The 17,796-nt window shown below is 33.1% G+C and carries 13 protein-coding genes and 2 riboswitches; of the genes, 9 read left to right on the top strand and 4 right to left on the bottom strand.

Going from position 1 to position 17,796, the window contains the following annotated elements; all coding sequences use genetic code 11:
* The first annotated feature begins 120 nt into the window (after positions 1-120).
* A riboswitch (cobalamin riboswitch) is annotated at positions 121-309 on the top strand.
* Between the two features lie 507 nt (positions 310-816).
* The 3 genes from ACT3CE_RS06895 to ACT3CE_RS06885 all read left to right on the top strand — a co-directional run bounded on the left by ACT3CE_RS06895 (position 817) and on the right by ACT3CE_RS06885 (position 4,448).
* Positions 817-2,358 (top strand): acyl-CoA carboxylase subunit beta, encoded by a 1,542-nt coding sequence (locus ACT3CE_RS06895; RefSeq protein WP_444709030.1) that lies wholly within the window; start codon positions 817-819, stop codon positions 2,356-2,358.
* A gap of 85 nt (positions 2,359-2,443) precedes the next feature.
* Positions 2,444-3,931 (top strand): acetyl-CoA carboxylase biotin carboxylase subunit, encoded by a 1,488-nt coding sequence (locus tag ACT3CE_RS06890; RefSeq protein WP_444709029.1) that lies wholly within the window; start codon positions 2,444-2,446, stop codon positions 3,929-3,931.
* Between the two features lie 4 nt (positions 3,932-3,935).
* On the top strand, positions 3,936-4,448 hold the full coding sequence (locus tag ACT3CE_RS06885) for an acetyl-CoA carboxylase biotin carboxyl carrier protein subunit (RefSeq protein ID WP_444709028.1): 513 nt from the start codon (positions 3,936-3,938) through the stop codon (positions 4,446-4,448).
* A 134-nt stretch (positions 4,449-4,582) separates the two neighbouring features.
* On the opposite strand, the gene ACT3CE_RS06880 is transcribed toward ACT3CE_RS06885, so the two are convergent.
* From ACT3CE_RS06880 to ACT3CE_RS06865, 4 genes are all read right to left on the bottom strand, one after another.
* Entirely contained in the window at positions 4,583-5,287 is a 705-nt protein-coding gene (locus tag ACT3CE_RS06880) for an anaerobic ribonucleoside-triphosphate reductase activating protein (protein ID WP_444709027.1), read from the bottom strand.
* A gap of 73 nt (positions 5,288-5,360) precedes the next feature.
* On the bottom strand, positions 5,361-7,523 hold the full coding sequence (locus ACT3CE_RS06875) for a ribonucleoside triphosphate reductase (RefSeq protein WP_444709026.1): 2,163 nt from the start codon (positions 7,521-7,523) through the stop codon (positions 5,361-5,363).
* 108 nt (positions 7,524-7,631) lie between these two features.
* A riboswitch (cobalamin riboswitch) is annotated at positions 7,632-7,814 on the bottom strand.
* A 189-nt stretch (positions 7,815-8,003) separates the two neighbouring features.
* Positions 8,004-9,125: a DEAD/DEAH box helicase gene (locus ACT3CE_RS06870; protein WP_444709025.1), complete on the bottom strand. Its 1,122-nt coding sequence runs from the start codon at positions 9,123-9,125 to the stop codon at positions 8,004-8,006.
* A 114-nt stretch (positions 9,126-9,239) separates the two neighbouring features.
* A complete protein-coding gene (locus tag ACT3CE_RS06865; RefSeq protein ID WP_444709024.1) occupies positions 9,240-9,716 on the bottom strand; it encodes a hypothetical protein in 477 nt (158 codons plus the stop codon).
* Positions 9,717-10,010: 294 nt separating this feature from the next.
* Between ACT3CE_RS06865 and ACT3CE_RS06860 the strand changes: the two genes are divergently transcribed.
* The 6 genes from ACT3CE_RS06860 (at position 10,011) to ACT3CE_RS06835 (ending at position 17,683) form a co-directional block, all read left to right on the top strand.
* A complete protein-coding gene (locus ACT3CE_RS06860; protein WP_444709023.1) occupies positions 10,011-10,844 on the top strand; it encodes an FRG domain-containing protein in 834 nt (277 codons plus the stop codon).
* Positions 10,845-10,897: 53 nt separating this feature from the next.
* Positions 10,898-11,278: a hypothetical protein gene (locus tag ACT3CE_RS06855; protein ID WP_444709022.1), complete on the top strand. Its 381-nt coding sequence runs from the start codon at positions 10,898-10,900 to the stop codon at positions 11,276-11,278.
* 212 nt (positions 11,279-11,490) lie between these two features.
* The gene (locus tag ACT3CE_RS06850; protein WP_444709021.1) at positions 11,491-12,210 is read left to right on the top strand and encodes a peroxiredoxin; all 720 of its coding nucleotides are present in this window, start codon (positions 11,491-11,493) and stop codon (positions 12,208-12,210) included.
* Between the two features lie 140 nt (positions 12,211-12,350).
* On the top strand, positions 12,351-13,778 hold the full coding sequence (locus ACT3CE_RS06845) for a thioredoxin-like domain-containing protein (protein WP_444709020.1): 1,428 nt from the start codon (positions 12,351-12,353) through the stop codon (positions 13,776-13,778).
* Positions 13,779-13,983: 205 nt separating this feature from the next.
* Positions 13,984-15,660 carry an asparagine synthase B gene (asnB, locus tag ACT3CE_RS06840; RefSeq protein ID WP_444709019.1) on the top strand — a complete coding sequence of 559 codons (1,677 nt, stop codon included), beginning with the start codon at positions 13,984-13,986 and terminating at the stop codon, positions 15,658-15,660.
* 724 nt (positions 15,661-16,384) lie between these two features.
* Entirely contained in the window at positions 16,385-17,683 is a 1,299-nt protein-coding gene (locus ACT3CE_RS06835) for a pepsin/retropepsin-like aspartic protease family protein (protein WP_444709018.1), read from the top strand.
* The last annotated feature ends 113 nt before the right edge of the window (positions 17,684-17,796 follow it).

The following is a 17,796-nucleotide window of genomic DNA, read 5'->3' as shown; positions in this document are numbered from 1 at the left end:
AGTTTTCTCTTTTTGCGGGGTTTTCAACTATAAAATAGTTAAATAGAAAACTATTTCTCGATACATTTTAACATATTTTCAAGAAAAGACTTGCTTAGTTCGAAAAAAATTTCAAATATTTGCATGGTCAAAAAATAAGGTACCCTTTAAAAAGGGTTTAATAGGGAATCACGTTAAAATCGTGAGCTGACGCGCAACTGTAAATTCCATTAACAGTTTGCAACAAACAAACCACTGTTCTACACTAAAGGAATGGGAAGGTGTTGCAAAAGGAAAAGCCAGGAAACCTGTCTTATAATAATTCGATTGATGCTTTCGCGAAATAAGCTATAAATCAGGTTTCTACAAAACGAATTGCTAACTTTTATCAATTCATTTCTACCTGTTTTATTTTATTAGCATAAGCATACAGTTTTAACATTAAATTGTTTAGTTATGCAAAAAGCAAGCAAATCTCCTCGCGCAATGGAGCAAGCATTAAAAATGAAACACATTGGATATTTTAACAATATCCATACTAATTCTGCAAAAGAATTTTTCATCTGCTATCTTATAATTACAAAATTATTTATTGATACCTGATTATAGATTATAATACGAACATAAGCTTTCACATCATTTATTCCTGTTTCAGATACCCTTGCGTGAAAGTCTTGTGTTCGTATAATTTAACACACTACATTTTTAAAATTACGCAATTCTTTATGCAGAATAATTTATCACACAACTATTATATTATGTTGATAATAATTCTCTTATTTCTATAAAATAGAATTGCTAGTTCCAAGCTTTAATAGAACTTATATACCAACAAATATGAGAGATAATAGAATACAGTTCCAGAAATTTAACAATCGAAAAGAACAGTTAAACGCTCAATACAACTGGGAATATTATTCCAAACAACATAAAAAAGGAAAATTAACTGCCTGCGAAAGAATTGAAATCTTGTTTGATGAAGGAAGCTTTGAAGAGATAGATGCTTTTGTTAAGCCTGCTGGTGATATAAATACAGACATTTATGGGGATGGCGTAATTTGTGGACATGGCAAGATTAATGGACGCAAAGTATTTGCCTTTGCACAAGATTTCACTTTCATGGGAGGTTCTTTAGGATCGGTACATGCCGAAAAAATAATGAAAGTTCAGGACATGGCACTTAGCATGGGACATCCTATTATCGGCTTAATCGATTCGGGTGGTGCCAGAATACAAGAAGGCGTAGCAAGTTTAGCAGGTTATGCCGGAATATTTCATCGCAATGTAAAATCATCAGGGGTAATACCACAAATTTCGGTAATTCTGGGACCCGCTGCAGGAGGTGCTGTATATTCTCCTGCCCTCACCGATTTTATTTTTATGTGCCGCCATACTGCTTACATGTTTGTTACTGGTCCCGATGTGGTAAAGGAAGTGCTAAACGAAAATACAGATTCGGAAGAATTAGGTGGTGCAGATATTCATGGCTCTAAAAGTGGTGTTGCCCATTTTGTTTACGACGACGAAGAACATACCCTTTTAGGAGTACGAAAATTATTACAATATCTGCCTTCGAACAATGTAGAAACACCACCCATTACAGAAATAGATTTTGAAGCTCCCGAAAACCCAAAAAAACTAGGAATAATAATTCCAGAAGAAACCACGATTCCTTATGATATGCAAAGCATTATCAAAAATATAGCAGACAAAAACAGTTTTTATGAAATTTCTGAAAATTTTGCCCAAAATATAATAACAGGCTTTGCTCGTTTGGAAAATAAAGTAATAGGAATAGTTGCCAATCAACCCAAAGTTTTGGCAGGTGTTTTAGATATTAACTCGGCAGAAAAAGCAGCTCGCTTTGTACGATTTTGCGATGCCTTTAACATCCCAATTTTAGTATTGGAGGACGTTCCTGGATTTTTACCAGGTAGCAATCAAGAGCATTCAGGAATTATAAAAAGAGGTGCAAAACTATTGTATGCTTTTAGTGAAGCCAGTGTTCCTAAAATTACTGTAATTGTAAGAAAAGCCTATGGAGGTGCTTACATTGTTATGAACAGTAAAAACATGGGAGGCGATTTCAATTTTGCCTGGCCAACAGCCGAAATTGCCGTTATGGGCCCCGAAGGTGCAGTTAAAATCTTACATAGAAAAACTTTAGCTAAATCTCAAAATCAGGAAGAAGCAAAAAGCAAACTGATCTCAGACTACAGAGAAAATATCGCTAACCCTTATATCGCCGATGAGAAAGGATATGTAGATGAAGTAATTGAGCCTGCAAATACAAGAACAAAACTTATATCAGCTTTCGAAGCTTTAGAAAACAAATACATGGAGAAAAAGGCAAAAAAACATGGTAACATTCCCTTGTAAGCAAGTAATAATAACCTTTGGAAGGTAAAAACTAAAATCTTGATGTTTATCTTATTACATCTTCCAACAAAATCGATTCAGTAAAATGATACAATCATTATTAATAGCTAACCGCGGCGAAATAGCAATAAGAATTGCAAAAACCGCAACCGATATGGGCATAATTGTATACTGCATACAAACCAATCGCGAAGCCAATGCATTATACCTTGACTATGCAGATAAAATAATTACTCTTGAAGAAAATCCGAATGGATCTATTTTCCTTAATGTCGAAGAACTAATCCGTATTTGTAAAAGGAATAAAATAGATGCAATTCATCCTGGTTATGGATTTCTTTCCGAATCTCCATATCTGGCCAGCCGTTGTAAAGACGAAGGAGTTTTATTTATTGGCCCAAGCGAAAAGGCCATTTACACAATGGGAAATAAAGGAATGGCAAAAAATATTGCTGCACAAAGTGGCATTCCTGTTTTAGAGGGAAGCACAAGCAATATTACTAATTTTGAAGACGCAAAAAACTGGGCTCATAAAATAGGCTTTCCAATTATTATGAAAGCCGTTGCTGGTGGTGGTGGCAAAGGGATGAGAATTGTTCGCTCCTCAGACGAATTGGAAATGATGTACAAACTAGTAGTTAACGAAGCAAAATCTGCATTTAATGATGACTCATTACTAATTGAAAAATATGTTGAAGCCCCAAAACATATTGAGATTCAAGTTTTAGCCGATCAGCATGGAAATGCAATTCATTTGTATGAGCGGGAATGCTCTATTCAGCGAAAACATCAAAAATTAATGGAGGAAGCTCCTTCCCCTTTTCTTAGTAAAGAACTAAGAAATAAAATGGGCAAAATGGCTCTTTATCTTTGTAAAAAAATTAATTACCATACACTAGGAACAGTAGAGTTTTTAGTCGATAAAGAATCGAATTTTTATTTTCTGGAAATGAATACGCGAGTACAGGTGGAGCATCCGGTTACCGAAAGTATTACAGGTATCGACTTAATAGAACAACAAATTAAAACAGCAGCGGGAGAAACTTTGGAAATTACTCAAGCTGATGTAAAAATTAAAGGTTGGGCCATTGAACTAAGGATTAATGCCGAAGATGTTCAATCTAATTTTTCACCTGCTCCAGGCATTATCGATGAGATGGAATTTCCCGATTGCAGTTTTCTTAGGGTAGACACTGGTTTTGAGAGTGGAAAATTAATTCCTCCATCCTACGATTCAATGATTTCCAAACTAATTATTAGTGGTACAGACCGAACAGAAGCCATTAATCATGCAATTGCAATTATCGACAATTCTATAATTAGGGGTGTAAAAACAACAATTCCATTTTTTAAATCTGTATTAAATCATCCCGATTTTATTAATGGTAGTTACAATACCTCTTTTATTGCAGAGAAATTAAATAAGCCTTACTATCAGGAAAAAGATGAAGAAAAAGCAGCAGCTATTATCGCGCTTCAGGCTTACTTAAAGGAAACACAAAAAATTGAAAAAAACAGGGTTCATGAAGATACTAGCGCATGGGCCTCAAAAATGAGAAGTAAATTATTTTAGCCTTATGATTTCATTAAAAAAAAATAAGAATTTTGTAGTGTCAGGAGATAACACCTACATTTTAAAATCGCAGAACTACCAGGTTGTTTCGTCGCGATCAAGAAAAGAGAAATTTAATGTTACAGAAAAAGACAAAGAGTATACAATAAATTATAGAGGTAAACAATTTTCGGGAGAAGTTCTGGACTTAAAACAAAACAAATGCAGCGTTTCTGTAAATGGAAATACCTATACATTTGCAATAGATTCCGAAGCATCTTTTCAACGAAAAGAAAAACTCAGTAAAAACAATTTACTAAAAACCAATTGTAAGGTAATAGCTCCAATGCCCGGAAAAATAAGTGAAATTCTTATTTCAGAAGGCACTAATGTGGAAAAAGGAACCCCTCTTTTATTACTGGAAGCGATGAAAATGCAAAATCAGATTCTATGTTCGCAATCGGGAATAGTAAAAAAAATATTTACCAAAGATGGTGATAACGTTATGGCAAATCAATTATTAATTGAAATAGGATAACAGAAAAAATTCTATTACTCAAATCATTATATAAACATAAAAATATAATCTTAGTTCTAGATTAGTTTGGCGAAACCCCGCATCAAAAATTTCTCTTAGGTGCGGGGTTTATTGTAAAATTAAGTAGCCTATTTTTACAAAACTCTCATATTTGGCATAATATCTTGATTATCTAACATTAAATTGTTCATCTGCTGTTTTGAGTAAGCCGAATGTATTGAAAACGACTTATCGAAAACATGATTGGAAGAAAACTCCTGCAAACTGTATAATTTAGAAGATTGCAAATACTTACAAATAGCATGAATATCTTCGCAAGAATGAATCTCCCGAATCAAAGTAGTTCTAAATTCTACCTCTATATTGCTTGTTTTCAGAATGCAAATACTCTCTTTTAGCTTGTTCAATTGTTTTTCGCTGAACTGATTACCCACTAATAACTGATAAGGATGTAATTCAATTTTATGTTTTACATCCATGGCAACATAATCTATTAAATTCTCATCTAAAAGCCTCTTTAACAATTCAGGATTACTGCCATTGGTATCTAATTTTACCGACATTCCTAATTGTTTAACCTTTCGAATAAAAGATACCAAATCGACCTGAAGAGTTGGCTCTCCGCCAGTAATTACCAAAGCATCAATAAAATTTTTAGCTTTCTGCAGATAGGCAAACACTTCTGCTTCCGAAAAGGTATCTGCACTACAACTCATCGGAATAAGTTCATGATTGTGGCAAAATTTGCAACGCATATTACATCCCTGTGTAAAAATTACAGAGGCAATTTTTCCGGGATAATCGATCAAACTGTTCTTTAAAAATCCAGATATTAACATGATAAAATAGTATAAAAGAAAATAGTAACATGCTTACCACTAAAATACATGTCAAGCATGTCTATGAAATAATCTATGACAGAACACATTCCTCTTTCAATTCTTCTTTTATATGTGCTGTTTTATCGAACAATTTTCGGTCTTCCCATTCTTGTCGTTTTCCATCGTTCCATTGATGAACTGGTCGAAGGTATCCAACAATGCGTGAGAACACTTCGCATTTACTTTCTTTGCCCATTTCGGCACATTTAGGACAAAAGTGATGTTCTCCGTAAATGTATCCATGCTCCTGACAGATGCTAAAACTAGGTGATAATGTAATATATGGTAAACGATAATTGCTTGTGATTTTTTTTAGTAAAAGTTTTACTGAATCGATAGACAATTGTTTTTCACCTACAAAAGTATGAAATACGGTTCCTCCTGTATATTGCGTTTGCAAATCGTCCTGTAAAGTTAATGCCTGAAATAAATCGTCGGTATAACCAACTGGCAATTGCGATGAGTTGGTATAATAAGGTGCTGCTCCCTTACTAAATGCATCATTATTGGCAACAATAATATCGCTGTAGGCTTTGGTATCTAATTGAGCCAATCGATATGTTGTTCCTTCGGCTGGTGTAGCTTCCAAATTATAAATATTCCCTGTTTCCTCCTGAAATTCGGACAATTTATGCTTCATAAAATCAAAAATTCTTTGTGCAAAAGCATTTCCTTCTTCCGAAACCAGATCGTTTCCAGTAAAATTTAAGCAGCACTCATTCATTCCTACTATTCCGATTGTAGAAAAATGATTCTGCCAAAACTTCCCATTTCTACTTTTTAAATGACGCAAATAAAATTTAGAATAGGGAAACAAACCTTTCTCGGTAAGGTTTTCAATTACCTTGCGTTTTATTTCCAAACTATTTTTACCCAAATCCATTAAATGTTCCAATCGCTTAAAAAATTCCGATTCATTGGTAGATTCATAACCTAATCGAGGTAAATTTATGGTTACCACTCCCACCGATCCTGTTAATGGATTTGCTCCAAATAAGCCACCTCCTCTGCGGGCTAATTCTCTCTTATCTAAACGTAGGCGACAACACATACTACGCACATCATCAGGCGACATATCGGAATTTACAAAATTAGAAAAATAAGGAATTCCATATTTAGCAGTAATCTTCCAAATGTTTTCATAAGCCGGTTTATCCCACTCAAAATCGGAAGTAATATTATAAGTCGGTATTGGAAATGAAAATACACTGCCATTAGCATCTCCTTCTTCAACTACTTCGGCAAATACTTCGTTGAACAAATCCATTTCTGCCTGACAATCGCCATAGGTTAGTTCCTGAGCTTTTCCTCCAATCACCACTGGTTCATCCTTCATGAACGAAGGAACATTCAAATCCATTGTAATGTTTGTAAATGGAGTTTGAAATCCAACCCGAGTTGGCACATTAATATTAAACATGAATTCTTGTAAAGCCTGTTTCACCTGCTTTCTTTCTAACTTATCGAATTTAATGAATGGGGCCAGTAAAGTATCAAAATTAGAAAATGCTTGTGCTCCGGCTGCTTCCCCCTGCATGGTGTAAAAGAAATTTACTACCTGACCTAATATGGTTCGAAAATGCCTTGCCGGATTACTTACCAATTTACCCGAAGCCCCTTTAAATCCAGTAATAATTAAATCCTGCAAGTCCCATCCTACACAGTAAACACTTAAAAAACCTAAATCGTGAATATGTATCGCACCTTTTTTATGAGCATCGCCAATTTCCTGAGGATAAATTTTGTTCAACCAATATTGCGAACTTACAATTGTAGAGATATGCTGATTTAATCCTTGTAATGAATAGGATGAATTGGCACTTTCTTTTACCCTCCAGTCCTGCAAATTCAGATAATCGTCAACCAAATTTAAATTGGAAAACATCTCTTTGGTATCACGAACTGTTTCGTGCTGTTTTCGGTATAAGATAAAAGCCTTAGCTACTTCGAACAAGTCGTATCTAAAAAGTGTTCTTTCTACCAAATCCTGAATTTCCTCTACATTAGGAATTCCTGTAAAATCAATTTCTTTTCGGATCTGATTTACGCAAAAATCGATTAGTTCGACTCTTTCTTCGCCTACAGCCTGAAAAGCTTTTGAAACTGCTTCTTTAATTTTATCCAGGTTAAAATCAACAACCTGTCCATTTCTTTTCCGAATTTGACACTCGGACACACTACCATTAATTTTCATTCTACTTTTTTTTGATTTTGAAAAAATGATAGCTTCTGAGGGAAATATATAGAATAATAGCACATCGTAGTTGTATGTGCTCATTCTCTGCTTTTCTCCCGAAAGCTACGAACTAATTCATTACAGGCAGGTCTTCTGGCTTATCCTTTTTAATTGGTCTTCCCATCCCGATTTATCGGCACAGTGACATATTCAATTAAAACTTAACGGACTTACAGCTGCGGGGACAGCTCACGAATTAAACGTGATTCCCTATTAATTCTTTTCAGAACCTATAAATCAAAACAATATTACTAATTTATGTAATAAAACACAATTACAGTTATTAACAATAATTACTAAACTACTGATTCTCTATAAGCTTTATCGGTTAATAACTTCTATTTGTAATAACAAGTAAAAACCCCATCAGAAATAAATTCCAATGGGGTTTAATATTTTTTGTATTTCTCATTTAAAATGAGATTACTAATCGTATCATTATCTTTTTCCTCTAATCTGGCTAAAGCCAATATTCAATGCTTTCTGGAAATAACGAATGCTTTTCATCTCTTTGCTATTTACAATAGCCAAAGAAATACCTTCTTTTCCGGCACGAGCAGTACGTCCGCTTCGGTGTGTGTAATATTCCTCTTTATCAGGCAATTGATAATGAACAACAAAGGCTAAATCGTCAATATCTATTCCTCGTGCAGCCAAATCGGTTGCAACCAAAACTCTCAGCTTTTCGTTCTTAAAGGCACGCATTACCTTATTACGTTCAATTTGCTTTAAATCGCCGTGAATGGCATCAGCTTTTACATTCTGTGCTTGTAATTGCTTGCTTAACTTCTGAACTGCATCTTTGGTTTTACAAAACACAACTCCTCTGGCTTTGGTATCCGATTTTAAAAATTGCATCAGCACCGATAGCTTTTCCACATCATCGCAAAGTACAAACTGATGTTTAATATTTTTGTTTACCACATTTCTGCCACTCACCTCAATTTTATGTGCACCTGGCGAAAAATGTTTTTTAATCATCTGCATAATTCCCTGTGGCATGGTTGCCGAAAATAACCATTTATTTTCTACAGCAGTAAGGTAAGCTAAAATTTCATCGAGCTGAGGTTTAAATCCCATGCTTAACATCTCATCCGCCTCATCTAAAACAATAGTTTTAACATGAGTTAAATCGACAGCTTTTCGTTTTACCAAATCGATTAATCGACCGGGAGTTGCAACAATAATATGGGTAGGACGACGAAGTGCACTTATTTGCTTTTCGATAGGAGCTCCCCCATAAACAGCCTCGGTAAAAACCTTATCGGTATATTTGGTAAACTTGAACAATTGCTTGGAAATTTGCAAACCCAACTCGCGTGTAGGACACAAAATTAATCCTTGTACTTTCTCTACTTTTGGATTAATTCGATGTAGCAATGGCAAACCAAAAGCAGCAGTTTTACCTGTTCCTGTTTGAGCTTGTCCAATTAAATCGGTATTTGTATTCATTAAAACCGAAATAACTTCAGCTTGTATTTGTGTAGGTTCAATAATCTTAAGATCCTTCAATCCTTTTACAAGATCCTTACTTACACCTAGTTCTTTAAAATTTTTCACGCCTATTCATTTAAAATGATCCGCAAAGATAAGCTAAACAATTTAGAATTATTAATGAATAATTAGTAATTACAGAAGAATAACTATAACACAATGTTACTATGTATATTTATTTCATAAAAAAAGTTCTTTTTCCTCATCTTTTACTACAGACATATTATGGATTAAATTGATTTTAAAAGGGTAATTTTTTCCCATACAATATAACATAATTAACCATGGAACAAACCACAATAATTCATGAGTACAAAAATATCCCAATAAAGCAGCAACGCCACCTAAACCACTAAAAAACATATTGGCTAAATAAGCTTTTCCAAACTCTTTTAACTTCGTTTCTAAATTGTCTAATAATTGAATGTATTTTTTTCTTTTTCGATATAACAATCCAACCGAAAAGATCTCGGCCATAACAATCAATACGCCCAATAAATTAATTATATAATCAAATGTAGTATCAGATACAATAGGAGAACTTATCTCATTTTCTATAACAAATACTCCCAAGACCAATTCTAAAGTAATAATCATAACAAAAAGTGAAACTAAACCTAATCTTGTCCAACGGACAAGAGACTGCAATTCATTCATAACAATAATTTTATGTAGAAAAAAATATCTTTATTTTAGTAATGTAGTCTACAATTATAATAATTATCCGTTCTGATTGTAAAGGGAATCTCTTTAAATATCTCACAAATTAAGCTTATTTAACATTCAAACGTTTGAAAAACAAACCGCGATATTCAAAACTTTTATATAATCATTTCTAAAAAGCTTATAAATTTTTGAACAACAAAAATTTTACTAAAAATTAAGTTTATTTGTTTTTCATTTGCAGCATTAATTTGCAACTTTAATCATGCAAAATAGATCTAGCCTAAAATGGAATTAAAACAGGAAATTGTACCATCTACCTGGTTCGAACTTCAGGACTTACTATTTACCGATTCTTTTAATGAGAAAATAAATAGAACCCGCTCACCGTATATTTATCGGGGTTTACCCAAATTCGATTATCAACTAAAAACATCATTAATTAGACTCAATGGACCCTTTGAAAATCTGGAATTCCATTTACTAAGAAATTTTAAAAAATACTCATTCAGTCCTGATGGCAATAATAAATCAGACTGGGAATGGCTTGCTATTGCACAACACCATGGCTTACCCACCCGACTATTAGATTGGACTTATTCACCTTATGTTGCTCTTCATTTTGCCACTGCCGAATTAAATAAGTATCATAAAGATGGAGTAATTTGGGCTTTAAATTACGAAAACCTTAAAAATTATCTTCCAGATAAACTGCAATCCAAACTAAACCAAATAGGTTCTAATAGTTTTACTATTGATATGCTTGATGAGTTATATCAAAATATCAGCGAATTATCACAAGAAAAAACTGATTTTGTAGTTGCCTTTGAGCCTGCCTCTATCGATGATAGAATAGTAAATCAATATGCAATATTTACATTTATGTCGCATGCAAATGCAATTCTTAACCAATGGCTTATAGACAAACCTGATTTATATTTCAGAATTAGAATTCCTGCAGAAATGAAATGGGAAATTCGCGATAAACTCGATCAGGTAAACATTAATGAACGTGTCCTTTTTCCTGGAATGGATGGTTTAAGCAAATGGTTAAGCCGGCATTATTCTCCAAATGATAGTAAATCGAAAAAATTTAGTAACACTAAAATCAATCATTTGTAATTTTTTTTGTTCGGATTAAGCGATCTTACTATATTTAATTAAAAGTAAATTGTATGAAGTTCAAATACAAAATAATACCAGATTTAAAACTAATTAAAGAGTATTATTACGGTTATTTTAAGTGGGATGACTTAATTCGTCATACACTAAGTACCCGTGAAGATGAACTTTTCGATGAAACTTACAACGTAATTTCAGATTTTACAAAGGCAAAGGTCTTATTAACCATTAAAGATTTAGATGACTATATTGACGAATACGAAAAATACTCTCCTATTTTAAACAAATGTGCCATTATTGTAAGTAACAACTACGATACCCGCATGGCTATGCTTTTTGAAATTCAAGTTAGAATTCAAAATGCTAAAGTATTTCATACCGAAAATGAAGCATTTCAATGGCTTGATATTGATACTACAAAAGAAAAAATATAAAACTATTATTTCCCTCCAATTAAAACTCATTAAAAATTAGACTTTTAAACAGTGTTTAACTTGACATCTGTTTGACAATGAACTAAATTTAATAAGCCAATGCAGATTATTCATCATATTCTGTACTCCCTTACACATTTCTATTTATTTGAAATCATTACTGATTCCAATACATCATTATTTTCTTTTTACCAATAACAAAACTTTAAACCATGGAAGAAAACAAGGATCTTAAGTCATTTAGCATGCCTCGAATTGGTGATAAGGCACCAGAATTTAGAGCTGTAACAACACAGGGAAACATTCACTTTCCAAACGATTACATAGGAAAATGGGTAATTCTATTTAGTCATCCTGCTGATTTTACTCCCGTTTGTACTTCGGAGTTTATGACATTTTCTAAAATGGAATCGGATTTTAACAAAGCAAACTGCGATTTAGTTGGTTTATCTGTTGACGGACTATATAGCCATATTGCATGGCTAAGAACTATAAAAGAAAAAATTCAATACAAGGGAATGAAAGATATGGAAGTTAAATTTCCCTTAATAGAAGATATAAAAATGGATGTTGCCAATAAATATGGAATGATTCAGCCAGGTGAAGATAATACCAAGGCCGTTAGAGCTGTTTTCTATGTTGATCCCCATGGTATTATTCGTACAATCATCTATTATCCTCTAAGCTTAGGTCGCAATTTCGACGAAATTTATCGCGTACTTATTGCATTGCAAACAGCCGATAAATTCTCTGTTGCTACCCCTGCCGATTGGCGTCCTGGCGATGAAGTAATAGTTCCTCCTGCCGGTTCTTGCGGCGTGGCAAAAGACAGAATGGAAAATGAAGATGAAAATGTACATTGTTATGATTGGTTCTTTTGCACCAAAAAATTAGATAAAGAAGAAATTTTTAAAAGTATTCTTAAAAAATAAAGCAAAAGTTAAAAAAAAGGCATACTAATTGTTTTAGATAAGGACCTGTCAGAAATTAAAAAAACTGACAGGTCTTGTTTTAAATAAACAAAAGTTTTGTACTTTTCGATATTATTATGCTTATCAATTTTATATTAATAATGAAACACTATTTTACACTACTCATTTTGCTGACAATCAGCTTTTTTGCTACAAAAAACAGTTCAGCTCAAAACTATAACATCTCCATTAAAATAGAAAATAGCAGTGATACAAGTGCCTATCTTGCTCACTACTTTGATGGTAGAATTTTTGCCGATGACACCACCAAACTTAACAATGGGATAGGATTATTTTCTAAAAATAAAAAACTCGATCAGGGAATTTATGTTATATATCTTCCCAGTCAAAAATATTTCGATTTGCTAATAGGAGAAGATCAAAACTTCTCGATAAGTGCCGATCCTAAAGATTTTATAAAAACAACCACTATTAAAGGTGCAGATGAAAGTAAAGCTTTTCATGATTTCCAACTTTTTATGAAATTGCAAAACGAAAAATCTAAAGAAATTCAGGAAGAATATAAAAAAGCAGGAAGCAGCGATGCAGATAAAAAGAAATACAAACAAGCTTATAAAAATGCAGACCTGGAAGTAAGAGATTATATCAATAAACTAAAAAGTGATTACCCAAATTCATTTGTAAGTAAATTTGCAAATTTCACGCTATCACCCAAAGTACCCGATTTTTCTGAGCAATTACCTAAATCTACTCCCGACAGAGAAAAAGAAATTCAACGAAAATCTTACCTGTATAATAAAGATCACTATTTCGATCATGTAAATTTTACCGATAATAGATTTTTGAGAACCCCCATTTTAAAGAATAAACTGCAATTTTTCTATGGGAAAATACTGGTTCAAAATCCTGATACTATTTTTAAAGAATCAGTAAAACTAATAGAAAAAGCAAAACCCGATAGTTTATTTTTTCAATACATTACTCAGTTTTCATTAAACTATGCCGTAAAAAGTAAAATAATGGGAATGGATGCCGCCTTTGTTAAGCTTGCAAAAAAATATTACCTAAGCGGACAGGCAAACTGGGCCGATTCAACTCTATTGGCCCAAATTCGCGAAAAAGTAATAAAAACACAATTCAACTTACTGGGCATGAAATCTCAGGATTTGTTAATGCAAACACCCGAAGGCGAGTTTGTACGACTACATGAAACCGAAGCCAAATTCACAGTACTCTATTTTTGGGAACCCGATTGCGGACATTGTAAAAAAATAACACCCCGATTAAAAACTGAAATTCTGGATAAGTACAGAGATAAAGGACTAGAAGTTTTCGCTGTATGTACACAAAATGAAAAGGAATTGTGGGAAAAAGCTATTGACGATTACAATATATATGATTTTATTAATTGCTACGACCCTCAATATCATAGCAATTTTAGAATTTACTACGATATTTACAGTACTCCTACCATTTATTTATTAGATAAAGACAAAAAAATTATAGCAAAACGATTAGATATTGATAATCTGAAAACATTTCTGGATCATGAATTGAAACAAAATTAAGCGAAAGGACACTAAAAAGTGTCCTTTTTTCATTCCTCACCCTTAAAAAAAAAGAATAAATAGTTTTTTTATTTTTTGCAAACGATAGCATTCTAAAAACATGGTAGTTTCTAAAATGAAAATCGTATTTTTCAGCCACAAACCAAAATTAACCATTCTCCGGCTTCGGCATGGAGACTTTTAAATAACTATTAAACCAATATTTATGTGTGGATTCGTAGGAGTTTTTGATTTGAAGGTAGACGCACAAAAGCTTCGCCCTCAAATTCTGGAAATGTCTAAGAAAATTCGCCACAGAGGACCAGATTGGTCGGGCGTATTTTGTGATGAAAAAGCAATTTTGTCTCATGAGAGACTCTCAATTGTAGATCCTCAGTCGGGAGGACAACCTCTTTACAGCAAAGATGGAAATTTAGCATTGGCTGTAAATGGTGAAATCTATAATCACAAAGACATTCGAAATCAGATGAACGGATCCTATGAGTTCTTAACAAAATCTGATTGTGAAGTTATCCTTGCCTTATATGAAAAAAAAGGAATTGATTTTGTCGATGATTTAAATGGAATTTTTGCCTTTGCACTATACGACAAAAAAAACGATAGCTATTTAATAGGTCGTGATCACATGGGAATTATTCCTTTGTACCAGGGATGGGATCAGCATGGAAATTATTATATCGCATCTGAACTTAAATCGCTCGAAGGATATTGTAATAAAATTGAAGAGTTTCTGCCAGGTAAATTCTTGTACAGCAAAGATGGTGTTGTAAAACAATGGTATCAGCGCGACTGGATGGATTACGATAAAATTAAAGACAATAAAACAGACATGGCTAAACTTCGTGAAGGCTTAGAAAAAGCTGTTCACCGTCAGTTAATGTCTGATGTTCCTTATGGAGTGCTACTTTCAGGAGGTTTAGATTCATCAATTATTTCGGCTATTGCTAAAAAATATGCAAGCAAGCGTATAGAGTCTGGTGACGAAAAAGATGCCTGGTATCCACAGCTTCACTCTTTTGCTATTGGTTTGGAAGGTTCTCCTGATTTGGCAGCCTCTCGTAAAGTAGCAGATTTCATTGATACAGTTCATCATGAAGTAACTTTTAGTGTTCAGGAAGGATTAGATGCCATTCGCGATGTAATTTACCATTTAGAAACTTACGATGTGACCACAGTTCGTGCTTCTACTCCTATGTATTTAATGGCTCGTGTTATTAAATCGATGGGAATTAAGATGGTACTTTCGGGTGAAGGTGCCGATGAAATGTTCGGTGGATATCTTTATTTCCACAAAGCACCTAATGCAAAAGAATTTCATAACGAGTGTTTACGTAAATTAGATAAACTACACCAGTACGATTGTTTACGTTCGAACAAATCGATGGCTTCGTGGGGAGTAGAAAGTCGTGTACCATTTCTGGATAAAGAATTTCTGGATGTTGCCATGAGTATTAATCCTGATGACAAAATGTGTACAGATGGTAGAATGGAAAAATGGGTGCTTCGTAAAGCATTCGAGGACTATTTGCCAGAAGAAGTAGCCTGGAGACAAAAAGAACAATTCTCGGATGGTGTAGGTTACAACTGGATTGATACTTTAAAAGAGATTGCTGATAAAGATATTTCTGATGAGCAATTGGCAAATGCTGCATTCCGTTTCCCTGTTAATCCTCCAATGTCGAAAGAGGAATATTACTACAGATCGATATTTGCAGAACTATTTCCATCAGAAACTGCTGCATCTTGTGTACCATCGGTACCATCTATTGCATGTAGTTCTCCTGTTGCCATTGCCTGGGATGCTTCGTTCCAAAACAATGCCGATCCATCAGGTCGTGCTGTAAATGCAGTGCATAACGATGCATATAAGGAAAAAAAATAATCGAATAAATATTTCATTTATACATTTAGCAAGAGGCTTTTCATAAGAAAAGCCTCTTTTTTTTGATTTTCCCCTGATTCGAACCTTTTCAACTGGAGAGATAACCAGCTAAATCATGAATAGAAAGTTGAATTTCATGGGTTAAGGCACAATCATCGAGGGTAAAAGCACGATGCAGCTTAAATATTTTAAACTTATTATTAAAAAAAGCACAGTTCAGGTCAAAAAAGACACACCTAATCGTGGGTAGAAGCACACTTGTTATTAAAAGTTTTAAGATCAAAGTTAAAAAAGACACCTTACATCGTGGTTCGACCCACGATAGAGGCTAAAAGTTTTGACTTTTAGGTCAAAAGATTATTGATAACTAAACAAGTCCCAAAACTACAAGATTAACCAGAAAACAATTTTTGTTTCTTCCTGTTTTTATTGAAGAGGTTGTTTAAAGTCCTCCTGAAAAACTGCGAGCAACATCTTGATTCCATTGGCATCAGCTAATCTTTATTACGTAACTTAGCTATTCAATAGAAAATTGAGCTTCGCCACTGAAAACCAATAAGTCACTGTCGAAATTCCAGTAGAACTCTAAACAACTTCAAAAAGAAAAGTACTAGTCCAATTATTTTTTAACTTTATGTTATCACTCAAAAAAAATTCTAATCCAATGTATTTTATACATCAGAATTAAATTAATAAGTTTTACTAAAATCAAACATTAGATTACATGAAAAAACATTTTTTATTCTTCATCATGTTTATATGCCTGATTGCATGTAATAAAAAAAACAATTCTGATCCTGTCACTTTAATTGAATTACAAAAACTCTATTCGAATAATGATTTATTTAAACTTAAAACAGTATTTCAAAAGAATTCAAATTCATTATCAGATAAAGATCAATTATATTATAGTGCATTTATTAACAGTTCTTTCTACAATCCTAAACAGGCAAATATTGATTTCAAAAATCTTTTAAAGAATTATAAACCATCATTTAAAGATTCAATTTTAAGTAATATCTATCAAATAAAATTATTTAATCATATTAACTTGTATGAATACGATAAAGCCTATGATTGTTCTAATTTACTAATCCAAAATTACTCATCCGTCATTGACTCAAGTCGACTTGAAAATATTAATAATGAAGCTAAAATTTGGAGTGCGTTAAGCAAAACTCCAAAGCAAATTGTTACTAAAAAAGAAGATTGCTTAATTAGTTTGATAAAAGATAAAGTTGGCCTAAAAAATATCGATGTAGCATTTCCTAAAGATACTCTACAATTTATTTTTGATACTGGAGCCAATTTCTCTGTGATTAGAAAATCATTAGCTAAAAAATTGGGATTTAAAATAATTGAATCTAATTTTTACGTTACTGCAGCAACAGGGCAAAAAGTCAAAAGTAATATTGCAATAGCAAATAACTTAAAACTTGGAAATATCACTGTAGAAGAAGCTGTATTTTTAATTTTTGAGGATTCTGAACTTTCATTCCCTCAAATCGATTATCATATTAATGGTATTATTGGTTTTCCTGTAATTTCTGCATTAAAAGAAATCAGACTTGATCGCAGAAATCAATTATTTATTCCTAAAGTACCTGAATTTTACAAATTCGATAATTTTGCTTCCTATAGCTTAACCCCTATAGTTGCAGTAATACACAATGCAGATACTTTAAATTTTAGTTTTGATACCGGAGCCAGTTCAACAACTTTATATGCTCCGTTTTATTCTAAGTATAAAAATACATTAGACTCCCTCTACTCCACTACTAATTTCTCTAGTGCCAGTGCCGGAGGAAAAGTGAACTTTACAGGATTCAATGATGTATCAATTCAATTAGAACTTGGTGGTGGAATTACACAACTAGACAGTCTGCAACTTCATTCATCTAATATCGGTGCAGAAAAGAAAATAGTTCATGGTAATCTGGGACAGGATTTTATAAAGCAATTCGATGAGATGATTATCAGCTTTGAACACTCATCTATTTTGTTTAAGAAAGAGCAACACTGATTCGAATTAAGACTCTCAAAACCGTTTATAACTGGCACATTTAACTATAAAAGCATCAATTTTAGTTGGTATGCGGCTTTCTCCCATTAAAATTCTAATTTAGCCGATTCAAA

The organism is Marinifilum sp. RC60d5 (assembly GCF_052400665.1).
GTDB lineage: Bacteria > Bacteroidota > Bacteroidia > Bacteroidales > Marinifilaceae > JBQTGK01.
This window is presented reverse-complemented; position numbering and strand designations above follow the sequence as displayed.